The organism is Mycolicibacter engbaekii (genome assembly GCF_002101585.1).
GTDB lineage: Bacteria > Actinomycetota > Actinomycetes > Mycobacteriales > Mycobacteriaceae > Mycobacterium > Mycobacterium engbaekii.
On sequence record NZ_LQOT01000069.1, the window covers coordinates 60,582 to 73,229 of the forward strand.

The 12,648-nt window shown below is 68.1% G+C and carries 9 protein-coding genes; 7 read left to right on the plus strand and 2 right to left on the minus strand.

From position 1 onward, the window contains the following. Positions 1-14 precede the first annotated feature (14 nt). From AWC02_RS16845 to hrpA, 7 genes are all read left to right on the plus strand, one after another. Positions 15-776, plus strand: coding sequence for a winged helix-turn-helix transcriptional regulator (locus tag AWC02_RS16845; RefSeq protein ID WP_085129854.1), 762 nt, complete (start codon positions 15-17; stop codon positions 774-776). Then, positions 773-1,675 (plus strand): mycothiol synthase, encoded by a 903-nt coding sequence (gene mshD / locus AWC02_RS16850; RefSeq protein ID WP_085129855.1) that lies wholly within the window; start codon positions 773-775, stop codon positions 1,673-1,675. Before AWC02_RS16845 ends, mshD begins: the two co-directional genes overlap by 4 nt. A 109-nt stretch (positions 1,676-1,784) precedes the next feature. After that, positions 1,785-2,903 carry a phosphate ABC transporter substrate-binding protein PstS gene (gene pstS / locus AWC02_RS16855; RefSeq protein ID WP_085129856.1) on the plus strand — a complete coding sequence of 373 codons (1,119 nt, stop codon included), beginning with the start codon at positions 1,785-1,787 and terminating at the stop codon, positions 2,901-2,903. Between the two features lie 85 nt (positions 2,904-2,988). Then, on the plus strand, positions 2,989-3,927 hold the full coding sequence (gene pstC, locus AWC02_RS16860; RefSeq protein ID WP_419179286.1) for a phosphate ABC transporter permease subunit PstC: 939 nt from the start codon (positions 2,989-2,991) through the stop codon (positions 3,925-3,927). Continuing rightward, complete coding sequence (gene pstA, locus AWC02_RS16865) at positions 3,924-4,838, plus strand: phosphate ABC transporter permease PstA (RefSeq protein ID WP_085129858.1); 915 nt, start codon at positions 3,924-3,926, stop codon at positions 4,836-4,838. The genes pstC and pstA overlap by 4 nt, the downstream gene beginning before the upstream one ends. Before the next feature lie 48 nt (positions 4,839-4,886). Next, positions 4,887-5,663, plus strand: coding sequence for a phosphate ABC transporter ATP-binding protein PstB (gene pstB, locus AWC02_RS16870; protein ID WP_085129859.1), 777 nt, complete (start codon positions 4,887-4,889; stop codon positions 5,661-5,663). Positions 5,664-5,724: 61 nt separating this feature from the next. Then, positions 5,725-9,639, plus strand: coding sequence for an ATP-dependent RNA helicase HrpA (gene hrpA / locus AWC02_RS16875; RefSeq protein WP_085129860.1), 3,915 nt, complete (start codon positions 5,725-5,727; stop codon positions 9,637-9,639). On the opposite strand, the gene phoU is transcribed toward hrpA, so the two are convergent. Both phoU and AWC02_RS16885 read right to left on the minus strand, forming a co-directional pair. Next, positions 9,628-10,296 (minus strand): phosphate signaling complex protein PhoU, encoded by a 669-nt coding sequence (phoU, locus tag AWC02_RS16880; RefSeq protein WP_046321270.1) that lies wholly within the window; start codon positions 10,294-10,296, stop codon positions 9,628-9,630. The two genes, hrpA and phoU, sit on opposite strands and share 12 nt — an antisense overlap. Positions 10,297-10,350: 54 nt before the next feature. Next, entirely contained in the window at positions 10,351-12,414 is a 2,064-nt protein-coding gene (locus tag AWC02_RS16885) for an LCP family protein (protein ID WP_237160506.1), read from the minus strand. Positions 12,415-12,648 lie beyond the last annotated feature (234 nt).

Consider the following 12,648-nt stretch of genomic DNA (forward strand, 5'->3'; position numbering starts at 1 on the left):
GCTGGAGGGCCTCGTTGGAGCTACTGCTGTTGACTGCTGACATGCACCCCGACGGGGTGTTGCCGTCCCTGTCGCTGCTGGCACACACCGTGCGAACGGCTGCGCCGGAGGTCTCTGCGCTGCTTGAAGCCGGTTCGGCCGAGGTGGTTCTGGTGGACGCGCGCACCGATTTGGCGGGGGCACGTGGGCTGTGCCGGCTGCTGAGTGCCACCGCGGGGTCGGTTCCGGTGGTCGCGGTCGTGACCGAAGGCGGTCTGGTGGCGGTCAACGCCGAATGGGGCATCGACGAGATCCTGCTTCCGGGTACCGGACCGGCGGAGACCGATGCCCGGCTGCGGCTGTTGACGGGCCGGCGCGGCGCACCGGCCGCCGAGCAGGCGTCCGGACAGACCAAGCTCGGTGAGCTGGTGATCGACGAGGGCACCTACACCGCGCGGTTGCGGGGCAAGCCGCTGGACCTGACTTACAAGGAGTTCGAGCTGCTCAAGTACCTCACGCAGCACGTCGGCCGGGTCTTCACCCGGGCGCAGTTGCTGCAGGAGGTGTGGGGCTACGACTTCTTCGGCGGCACACGCACGGTCGATGTGCACGTCCGGCGATTGCGCGCCAAACTCGGGCCGGAATACGAGTCGTTGATCGGCACGGTTCGCAATGTCGGCTACAAGGCGGTCCGGCCGGCGCGGGGACAACACGCCGCGGACGCCGCGAATGACGAAGTGCTCGACGACCTCAACGGTGCCGACGGCGGTGCGCCCGAGTCACTGACCAGTCAGTGACCACTCCGCACTGGCATGGCGCACTGACCGCGGACCAGCAGCGGCAGGTTCGTGAGCTGATCGCCGCCGCCGGCGAGCACGACGGCGTCGCGCCGGTGGGGGAGCAGGTGCTGCGTGAGCTCGCCGCCGCTCGCACCGAACACTTGGTCGTCGCCGACGGTGCCGCCGTGGTGGGTTACCTGAATCTGGCTGCCGGCGACGCGATCCCGATGGCCGAGCTGGTGGTGGCGCCGCCGGCCCGGCGCCGGGGCCTGGGGACGACGATGGCCCGCGCCGCGCTGGGCAGAACCGGCGGCCAGACCCGGTTCTGGGCCCATGGCACCCTGCCCGCCGCCCGCGCAACCGCTCACGCCCTGGGGCTGGTCGCGGTCCGCGAATTGCTGCAGATGCGCAGGTCACTGCGGGGCGTACCGGAGCCGGCGATTCCGCCGGGCGTGTCGATCCGCAGCTATGCGGGCCCCGCCGACGACGCCGAGTTGCTGCGGGTCAACAATGCCGCGTTCGCTTGGCACCCGGAGCAGAGCGGCTGGACGGCGGACGATCTCGCGCAACGGCGCGCCGAGGCCTGGTTCGACCCGGCCGGCCTGTTTCTGGCGTTCGACGGACCGACGCTGCTCGGGTTCCACTGGACGAAGATCCACCGCGGCAAGCCGGGTGCCGAAAGCGCGGGGGAGGTCTACGTCGTCGGGGTCGATCCGGCTGCCCAGGGACGCGGCCTGGGTCGGGTGCTCACCGAGGTGGGGCTGGTTTATCTCGCCGAGCGGCTCGCCGATGTCGACCAGCCGATGGTGCTGCTGTATGTCGAGGCGGACAACACCGCGGCGTTGCGCACCTACGAGCAGTTGGGTTTCGCCGTGTACAGCGTCGACACCGCTTACGCCGCGGTTGACCAGGCCTGACAACTCGCCCAATCAATTCACCACCCGTTCATCTGCCCGGTGGTTGCCATCCATGAGTGCCGCATACGTTCCGGAGTGATCTCAATGCCGAGTGAGAAAGCGAGAACTGATGACACGCACGACGGCGGGTCTTGCGCTGGTGGCAGCCGCTATGACCGGGCTGGCGCTGAGCGGCTGTGGCAGCGACGACAACAGTGCGAGCGCGACGAGCACCGGGATCACCACGGGCGCAGCGGATTCCGCTGAGTGCTCCGGAAAGAGCACGTTGACTGCCGAGGGCTCGACCGCTCAGCAGAATGCGATCGCGGTGTTCAACCAGGTGTGGGGCAAGCAGTGCGCGGGAAAGAACCTGTCCTACAACCCGACCGGTTCGGGCGCGGGCCGCGAACAGTTCATCGCCGGGCACGTCGACTTCGCCGGATCCGATTCGCCGTTGAGCCAAGCGCAGGTGGCCGAGGCCGCTGCCCGGTGCGGCCAGAACCCGGCGTGGCATCTGCCGCTGGTGTTCGGGCCGGTCAGCATCGCCTACAACCTCGACGGGGTGGACAACCTGGTGGTCAACGGCGATGTGCTCGCCGGCATCTTCAGCGGCGGCATCACCCGTTGGGACGACCCCGCGCTGGTCGCCCTCAACCCGGGAACGCAGCTGCCCGCGATGGACATCACGCCGATCTACCGATCGGACTCCTCGGGCACCACCGACAACTTCCAGAAGTACCTCAGCGCCGCAGCGCCGCAGGCCTGGACCAAGGGCGAGGGCAGTGAATTCCAGGGCGGCGTGGGCGAGGGCGCCCAGAAGTCGGCCGGGGTGGTGCAGGCGGTGCAGAGCACGCCGGGTGCCGTCGGCTATGTCGAGAAGGGCTTCGCCGACCAGGCCGGCCTGCTCTCGGCGCTGATCGACTCCGGCTCGGGAGCAGTCGCGGCGACCGATGACACGGCCGGTGCCGCGATCCAGTCCGCCGGATTCCTCTCCGAGGACAGCAACGACATGCGCCTGGACCTGAGGTCGCTGTATGGCACCAAGCAGGCTGCTGCCTACCCGCTAGTCTTGGTGACCTACGAGATCGTCTGTTCGAAGGGCTACGACGCCGACACCTCGGCCGGCGTGAAGTCTTTCCTGCGGTCGGCCTCCACCAGCGGCCAGGGCGAACTGGCCGCTGCCGGATACGTTCGGTTACCGGACCAGTTGAAACGGCGCTTGAGTGCCGCCATCGACGCGATCCAGTAGGCGGCGTCCCGCGAGCGATCAGGGGGTGTCAAGCATCGCCGACTCGTCTGTGTCAACGCCTGCGTCATCGGTGACATCGAGGACGGTGCGTTCCGCCGCAAGCCGCCTTCAGGACCGGATATTCCGGCTGTCCGCGGCCGGCTCGGCGGTGCTGATCATCGTCGTGATCACGGCTGTCGGGGGTTTCCTGCTGCTGCGCGCGATACCGGCGCTGCAGCGCAACCGGGAGAACTTCTTCACCTACGGCGGCAGTTGGGTCACCACCGACACCTCCGCCATGCATTTCGGCATCGCCGAGATGCTGCAGGTGACGGTGTTCGTCTCGCTGTTCGCCCTGTTGCTGGCCATGCCGGTTGCCCTGGGTGTGGCGGTCTATCTCGCCGAATACGCGCCCCGGCGCCTCGTCGGGCCGCTGGGATACATGGTGGAACTGCTGGCCGCGGTGCCGTCGATCATCTACGGGGCGTGGGGGCTGTACGTGCTCGCTCCGCGGTTGCGGGGCACCGCGCTGTGGCTCAACGAACACCTCGGCGGGTTCTTCCTGTTCGCGACCGGCAACGCCTCGGTTGCCGGCGGCGGCACCATCTTCACCGGCGGAATCGTGCTGGCGGTGATGATCCTGCCGATCATCACCGCCGTCACCCGAGAGGTGTTGGCCCAGACACCCCGTGGCCAGATCGAGGCCGCCCTGGCGCTGGGGGCGACTCGCTGGGAGGTGGTCAAGATGGTGGTGTTGCCGTTCGGCCGCTCCGGCTACATCAGTGCCGCGATGCTCGGTCTGGGCCGCGCGCTCGGTGAGACGGTCGCCCTGCTGATCATCTTGCGTTCCACCCAGAAGGCGTTCAACTGGTCGCTGTTCGACGGCGGTTCCACCTTCGCCACCAAGATCGCCGCCACCGCATCGGAGTTCAACGACCAGTACAAGGCGGGCGCCTACATCGCGGCCGGGCTGGTGCTGTTCGTGCTGACGCTGATCGTCAACGCGCTGGCGCGCATTGCGATCACCCGAAAGGTTCCGTCATGACCGCGTTGCTGGACCGGCCCGTCAAACCGCGCACGTTCGCCGGGGTGGGCCCGCGCCGGCGGATGGCCAATGCGATTGCCACGGTGCTGGTGACCCTCGCGATGGCCTTGGCTCTGGTGCCGCTGGTCTGGGTGATGTACTCAGTGCTCCGACTCGGTTTGGGCGCCGTGTCCTCCAGCGACTGGTGGACGCACTCGCAGGCCGGCATGACCGCATTCGTGGCCGGCGGCGGTGCCTACCATGCGATTGTCGGGACGCTGCTGCAAGGACTGCTGTGCGCCGCAATCTCCATCCCGATCGGTATCTTCGTGGCTATCTACCTGGTCGAATACGGCGCCGGCACCAGGCTGGGCAAGCTTGCGACGTTCGCCGTGGACATCCTGACCGGGGTGCCGTCGATTGTCGCGGCGCTGTTCATCTATGCCCTGTGGGTCGCCACCCTCGGGTTTCAGCGATCCGGTTTCGCGGTGTCGCTGTCGTTGGTGCTGCTGATGGTGCCGGTGATCGTGCGGGCGACCGAGGAGATGCTGCGGATCATTCCGATGGACTTGCGCGAAGCCAGCTACGCGTTGGGGGCGCCGAAGTGGAAGACCATCACCAGCATCGTGCTGCCCACCGCGTTGTCCGGGATCGTCACCGGGATTCTGCTGGCGCTGGCCCGGGTCATGGGCGAAACCGCGCCGCTGTTGATTCTGGTCGGCTATTCGCAGGCGATGAATTTCGATATGTTCCACGGCTTCATGGGATCGTTGCCGGGGATGATGTACGACCAGACGTCGGCGGGCGCCGGCGCCAGTGCAGTTCCGACAGACCGTCTCTGGGGCGCTGCTCTGACGCTGATCCTGCTGATCGCGATACTCAACGTCGCGGCCAGGTTCGGGGCGCGCATCTTCGCGCCCAAGAAGTTCTAGATCTGACTCGGCAACACCTCGCGGTGGGCGAACAAGGAGAGCTGCACGGTGGCTAAAAGGTTGGACCTGGCCGACCTCAACATCTACTACGGGTCGTTTCATGCGGTGGCCGACGTGACGTTGTCGGTCGCGCCGCGAAGCGTCACCGCGTTCATCGGGCCTTCGGGATGCGGGAAGTCGACGGTGCTGCGCACCCTCAACCGGATGCACGAGACCACTCCCGGGGCCCGGATCGAGGGCACGGTGCTGCTCGACGGCGAGGACATCTACCTGCCCGGAATCGACCCGGTGGGCGTTCGGCAGGCAGTCGGCATGGTGTTCCAGCGTCCAAATCCGTTTCCCACCATGTCGATTCGGGACAACGTGGTGGCCGGCCTCAAACTGCAGGGCATCCGCAACCGCCGTGCGCTCGATGAAACCGCGGAATTCTCGCTGCGCGCCGCCAACCTGTGGAACGAGGTCAAGGACCGGCTGGACCGGCCCGGCGGCGGGCTGTCGGGTGGTCAGCAACAGCGGTTGTGCATCGCTCGCGCCATCGCGGTCCAGCCCGACGTGCTGCTGATGGATGAGCCATGCTCGGCCTTGGACCCCATCTCCACGATGGCCATCGAAGAGCTGATCGCCCAGCTCAAGCAGGAATACACCATCGTCATCGTGACTCACAACATGCAGCAGGCGGCGCGGGTGAGCGACCAGACGGCGTTCTTCAATTTGTCCGGCGCCGGGAAGCCGGGCCGCTTGATCGAGATCGACGGGACCGAGAAGATCTTCTCCAACCCGACTTTCAAGGAAACCGAGGACTACATCTCCGGCCGCTTCGGCTGACCGTGGCGCGGTCGCGTAGCCGGCTTGGCCGAGCAGGCTGGGCGCGCCTATCCTTGCCGGAGTGTCCGAGCCGTCCGTAGCACAGTTGCGCACGCAGCTCGACGGCCTCACCATCCGCGATGCCGCCTACTTTCGCCGACGGCTCAAGGATCTGCGCGGCGACCAACCGGAGAAGCTCCGACAGCTGGCTGAACGGATGAGCGCCGCACAGGCGCTGATCGCGCAGCGGCGCGCCGCCGTACCGCCCATCAGCTATCCCGACCTGCCGGTCAGTGCCCGTCGCGACGAGATCGCCGCGGCGATCAGTGCTCATCAGGTGGTGGTGGTGGCCGGTGAGACCGGCTCGGGCAAGACCACCCAACTGCCCAAGATCTGCCTGGAACTGGGTCGCGGAATCCGGGGCACCATCGGCCACACCCAGCCGCGGCGGCTGGCCGCCCGCACTGTCGCCGCTCGCGTTGCCGAGGAACTGGCCACCCCGCTCGGCGACGTCGTCGGTTATGCGGTCCGTTTCACCGACCGGGTCTCCGACCGCACCCTGATCAAGTTGATGACCGACGGCATCCTGCTCGCCGAACTGGAACGCGATCGGCGGCTGCTGCGGTATGACACCTTGATCATCGACGAAGCCCATGAGCGCAGCCTCAACATCGACTTTCTGCTGGGCTACCTGCGCGAGCTGCTGCCGCGCCGCCCGGACTTGAAGGTGATCATCACTTCGGCCACCATCGAACCCCAACGTTTCGCGGCGCACTTCGCCGGACCCGACGGCGCCAGCGCGCCGATCGTCGAGGTGTCCGGCCGCAGCTATCCGGTCGAAATCCGCTACCGCCCACTGGAACTGCCCGTGGTGGGTGACGCCGACGACGACCCGGACGACCCGGACCACGAGATCATTCGCACCCAGACCCGCGACGAGATCGAGGCCATCGTCGATGCGGTGCACGAGCTTTCCGCCGAACCGCCGGGCGACATCCTGGTGTTCCTGTCCGGTGAGCGTGAGATCCGGGACACCGCAGAAGCCCTCGGCGGCCAGCCCAACACCGAGATTCTTCCGCTGTATGCGCGGCTGTCCACCGCCGAACAGCAGAAGGTGTTCGCACCGGCGCGCACCGGCCGGCGGATCGTGCTGGCCACCAACGTGGCGGAGACCTCGCTGACCGTGCCGGGAATCCGTTACGTCATCGATCCGGGTAACGCCCGGATCTCGCGCTACAGTCGCCGGCTGAAGGTGCAACGGCTGCCGATCGAACCCATCTCGCAGGCTTCAGCCGCGCAGCGCAGCGGCCGGTGCGGGCGCACCGCTCCGGGGGTGTGCATCCGGCTCTACAGCGAGGCGGACTTCGAGGCCCGCCCGCGCTACACCGATCCCGAAGTGTTGCGTACCAACCTGGCTGCGGTGCTGCTTCGGATGGCGTCGCTGCGGCTGGGCGCGGTCGAAGACTTCGGTTTTCTCGACCCACCCGACGCTCGCAGCATCCGCGACGGCGTCCAACTGCTGGTCGAGCTCGGTGCCTTCAACGCAAACGGGGCGATCACCGACGTCGGCCGCCGGCTCGCCCGGCTTCCGGTGGATCCGCGACTGGGCCGGATGATCGTGGCGGCCGAGACCGAGGGCTGTGTACGCGAAGTGCTGGTGCTCGCGGCCGCGCTGACCATCCCCGACCCGCGCGAGCGGCCCATCGATCGTGAGGAGGCCGCCCGGCAGAAACACGCCCGGTTCGCCGACGACGACTCCGACTTCATCGCCTACCTCAACTTGTGGTCATATCTGTCCGAGCAGCGCAAAACGCTGAGCGGCAGTGCCTTCCGCCGGATGTGCCGAAATGAGTTCCTGCACTACCTGCGAATCCGGGAATGGCAGGACCTGGTCGGTCAGTTGCGCAGCATCGCCGGCGACGTCGGCATCCGTGACACAGCCGGCAAGCCGGCCGAACCCGCGGCCATCCATGCCGCGCTGCTGGCCGGTCTGCTGTCGCACGTCGGGATGCGGCGTTCCGACGGCCGCGAATACGCCGGCGCGCGGAACTCGAAATTCGTTCTCGCCCCCGGCTCGGTGCTGGCCAAACGGCCGCCGCGCTGGACCATGGTGGCCGAACTGGTGGAAACCAGCCGGTTGTTCGGGCGGACCGCCGCGCGCATCCAACCGGAGACCGTCGAACGGGTGGCCGCCGATCTGGTCCAGCGCAGCTACAGCGAACCGCACTGGGACGCCAAGCGCGGCGAAGTGATGGCCTTCGAAAAGGTGACGCTCTACGGCCTGCCGCTGGTCACGCGCCGGCGGGTCGGCTACGCGAGGGTGGAACCGGTGGTGGCCCGGGAGATGTTCATCCGGCATGCGCTGGTGGAGGGCGAGTGGACGGCCCGGCACCGCTTCCTGGCCGACAACGCGGCGTTGCGCACCCAACTGCAGGAGTTGGAGGACCGGCTTCGGCGCCGTGATCTGATCGTCGACGACGACACCGTTTATGACCTCTACGACGCCCGGATCCCCGCAGAGGTGGTGTCGGCACGACACTTCGACAGCTGGTGGAAACGGCAGCGGCAGGACACACCGGAACTGCTGACGTTCACCCGCGACGAGCTGCTGCGCACCGACGAGACGCTCGGCGCGGATCGGCCGGACAGGTGGGCGACCGCGGATCTCGCGTTGCCGTTGAGCTACCGCTTCGAGCCGGGCGCCGCCGACGACGGCGTCACCGTCCATGTGCCGATCGACGTCCTGGCCCGGCTTCACGGCGACGAGTTCGACTGGCAGGTACCTGCGTTACGAGAAGAGCTGGTCACCGCCCTGATCCGGTCCTTGCCGAAGGAGTTGCGGCGCAACTTCGTGCCGGCACCCGACACCGCCCGCGCCGTGCTGTCGGTCATCGGCACGTCGACCGAACCGCTGTTGCAGGCCCTGGCCGGCGAACTGCGCCGCCGCACCGGGGTGCTCGTGCCGGTCGACGCCTTCGACATGACCACGTTGCCGGCGCACCTGCGGGTCACCTTCGCCGTGGAAGCCGCCGACGGCACCGAGCTGGCCCGCGGCAAGGATCTGGCTGCCCTGCAGGATCGACTGTCGGCATCGGCTCGTGCGGCGATCGCCGATGCGGTCGGCGCGGAGTTGGAGCGCACCGGGCTGCGCGGCTGGCCGGATGACCTCGACACTCTTGCGCAGACCGTCCAGCGGGTGGTGGCCGGACGCGCCGTGCGCGGTTTCCCCGCCTTCGTCGACGCCGGCGCCGATGCCGAGCTGCGGGTGTTCGCCACCGAGGCACAACAGCGCGGCGCGCTCGGCCCGGGCATCCGCAGACTGTTGCGTTGTGAGATCCCGTCGCCGGTCAAAGCGGTTGAGCGTCAGCTTGATTCGCAGACCCGCCTGATGCTCAAAGCCAACCCGGACGGGTCACTGCAGGCGTTGATCGAGGACTGTGCCGACGCTGCCACCGACGCCTTGGTCCCCGCGCCGGTGTGGACGCGAGACGAGTTCGTCGCGCTGCGCAAGCGGGTGGCTGCAGCCTTGGTCGCGACCACGGCCGACGTCGTCACCCGGGTGGCACAGGTGCTGGCCGCGGCCCGGGAAACCCAGGTGGCGCTGCCGGCGCAGCCGCCGGCGGCTCAGGCCGAGTCGATCGCCGATATCACCGGGCAGTTGGAGGCATTGCTGGCACCGGGGTTCGTCACCGCCACGGGGCGCGCACATCTGGGGGACCTCACCCGCTACCTCGCCGCGATTCGCCGCCGGTTGGAGCAGTTGCCCCGCGCGCTGCAGGCCGACCGGGACCGGATGGCGCGGGTGCAGGGGGTGCAACAGGCCTACCAGGACCTGCTGGCGGTTCTGCCCGCGGCACGTCGCCAGGACGCCGCGGTGCGTGAGATCGCCCGCCAGATCGAAGAACTGCGGGTGAGTCTGTGGGCTCAGCAACTCGGAACCCCGCGCCCGGTGAGCGAACAGCGGATCTACCGGGCGATCGACGCGCTACTCGCTTGACGGCAGGGTGTGCTCGTCCGGGAACTTGCCGGTGGCCTGGAAGATCACCCGGCGGGCGACCTCGACAGCGTGATCGGCGAACCGCTCGTAGAACCGGCCGAGCAGCGTGACGTCGACGGCGGCGGCCACGCCGTGCCGCCACTCCTTGTCCATCAGCACCGAGAACAGATGCCGGTGCAGGTCATCCATCGCGTCGTCTTCTTCGCGGATCCGGGCGGCCTTCTCCGGGTCCCGCGACAACAGCACCTCCTGTGCGCTGTTACCCAGCTCGACTGCGAGCCTGCCCATTTCAGCGAAGTAGCCGTTCACTTCCTCGGGCAGTGCGTGCTGGGGATGGCGACGGCGGGTGATCTTGGCGACGTGCAGGGCCAGGGCGCCCATCCGGTCGATATCGGCGACCATCTGAATGGAGCTGACGATGGCGCGCAGATCCCCGGCAACCGGTGCCTGCAACGCCAGGAGCACAAACGAGCTCTCCTCGGCGCGGGTGCTCATCGCGGCGATTCTCTCGTGATCGGTGATCACCTGTTCGGCCAGCATCAGGTCGGCTTGCAGCAGGGCCTGAGTGGCGCGTTCCATGGCTGCCCCGGCCAATCCGCACATCGTGCCGAGCTGTTCGGCGAGATCCGAGAGTTGCTCATGGTACGCGGTTCGCATGCCCTCAAGACTAGCCGTGGACGGCGGTCCGCGTGGATCGGGCGGAGCCGGATGCTACTCGCAGGTTGTGTCGGCGGCGTTGGTGACGGTCAGGTCGTCGGGGAGTTCGGTCGGCTCGGCGCTGGTGTTGCGGGTGAGCTGGACGTTGATCTGCGAGCCGCTGGCCGCCGGCTTGGTCACGGTGCGAAAGTCCGATCCCAGGACCACTCGCACGATGTTGCCCAATCCGCTGACCCGCTCGATGGGGGCGTCTGACAGCGCCGAGGACACCGTCGCCGCCGCCTGCTCGTTGCCGGGGGAGAACAACACCTTGGTGGCCTTGACGGTGCCGGGATAGTCGTCGGCGTTGTCGACGTTGAAGCCCCACTGCTGCAGGCGTTCGGAGGTGCCGCCCGCCAGGCCGGCCTGCTCGGTGGCGTTGGAAACCCGCACGTTGACCTCGGCGGGTGAGGTGGTGACGGCGCGCACCTGCTCGCTGAGTGGCCTGGCCGGCGACTCGGGCGCCGACGTGGATGGGGCTGTCGGGCTCAGCGCCGTGGTGGTGGGGACGGAGGTGGCGTTGTGGTCGTTCTCGCCCGGCAACGGGTCGTCGTTGATGATGGCGTCGAACAGGGCCCGAACGTCGTCCATGCGCGGGACCTCGTCGCCGTTCTCGTCGGTCTCGCTGGTCGGCACCGTCACGAACGTGATGTGCCCGGCGGCGACTTTCTGCAGCGACTGGCCGAGGTTCACCAGGTCCTTGGTGGTCACGTTGTCCACAGAGCTGTCGCCGATGAACATGTTGACCACGTTGTTGAGCTTGGTCGGGGAGAAGAAGGTGTTGGTGGAGATCAGCGAGCGCAGCAACGACGACAAGAACAGCTGCTGGCGCTTGATGCGGCCGTAGTCGCCGTTGTCCTCGGTGGTGACGTGGCGGGCCCGCACGTAGTTCAGCGCGGTCGCGCCGTTGACCCGCTGGCGTCCGGTGTTCTCCAGCACACTGCCCAGCACCAAGTCGTACAGCGGGCTCGGGGTGCACACCTCTACGCCGCCCAGGGCGTCGACCATCTTGCCGAATCCGACGAAGTCGACCGCCATGAAGCGATTGATCGCCAGCCCGGACAGCTTCTGGATCTCCTTGACCAGACACTTCGGGCCGCCGAAGGCGTACGTCGAGTTCAGCTTCGTCTCGGTGTAGACCAGCTCACTGCCGTAGCTACCGGTTTCCTCGTCGTAGACCGGACCGTAGACACCGGTCGCGGAGTTCCACGCCTCGCACTGGATCGGGGTGATCGCCAGGTCCCGCGGGAAGGAGACCACCACCACACGTTTACGGTTCGCCGGGATGTTGACCAGCATGATGGTGTCCGAGCGGGCGCCCTCGGCGTCGTCGGTGGTTCCGGCGCCGATGCTGCTGTTGGCGCCGGCCCGGGTGTCGGCGCCGACGATCAGGAAATTCTCATCGCCGTACTGGCCGGCCGCGTCGAGGATGTCGTGCGAATCGGGATCCAGGGCGCTGATGTGGTTGAGGCTGCGGTTCTTCGAGCTGCTCCACTGCCAGGCCGAACCGGTCAACACCAGGGCAAGGATCGCCAGCATCGCCGCGGCGGCCCGGCCCGCGGCCTTGGCCCGACGGTGCGGCGCGCGCGGTTCGTCCTCGTCCGGTTCGGCGTAGCGATGCGGGCCGACCGGGTCCAGCGGAATCTCCGGTGCCACGTCGGGGAGCTCGGTGGTCGCGGACAACCCGTCCCAATCGGGGCTGTCGGCCGGATCCAGCGACGTGCCGTGAATACGGCCGAGGTCGGGCACCTCGGAGGGGTAGGCCACCGCGGCGATGTCGGGCATCACGTCGGGCAGCTCGAGCGCCGGGGCGGGCGCGGCCGGCGGCTCGGAAGCGGGGTCGGGCCCATCGGTCTGCGTCGGCGGTGCCTGGGGAGGCAGGGCCGCGGCGGCCCGGCGCTGGCTGCGGCCGCCGGACGGTGGAGCGCCGGCGTTGACCTTGGCGATCAGGTCGGCAACGCTCACCGAGCCGTTGCCGGCGTCGCGTCGCCGCCCCGGGGTGCGCCGATGCGAGGCAGGCGCGTCCGCCGGGTCCCGCCAGCGTTCCCACGGCGCGGGTCCGGGCGGAGTTATCGTCATCAGCTGATGGTCGCCGTCTTGGCCCTCCGGCGTCCCAGGGCCAGGAGTGGCGTTATCGCCGTCACTCATGTCCTCAGGGGCCTCCGAGTCCTCGGTACCGGGGTGCGTCGCTCGCACTGCGGCGCGGTGCGGATGGTCGGCATGCGTTCCGCACCGGCTTCTGCTCCTGCAGGGACGATCCCTGCCGGAACAACAAGTTCCTTATTCTACTGAGAACCTTCTAGACACGCGATG

Coding starts and splice junctions, on each gene's coding strand:
- pstS (WP_085129856.1), top strand. CDS start 1,785: ATGACACGCACGACGGCGGGTCTTGCGCTGGTGGCAGCCGCTATGACC.
- pstA (WP_085129858.1), top strand. CDS start 3,924: ATGACCGCGTTGCTGGACCGGCCCGTCAAACCGCGCACGTTCGCCGGG.
- phoU (WP_046321270.1), bottom strand. CDS start 10,296: ATGCGAACCGCGTACCATGAGCAACTCTCGGATCTCGCCGAACAGCTC.
- AWC02_RS16885 (WP_237160506.1), bottom strand. CDS start 12,414: ATGACGATAACTCCGCCCGGACCCGCGCCGTGGGAACGCTGGCGGGAC.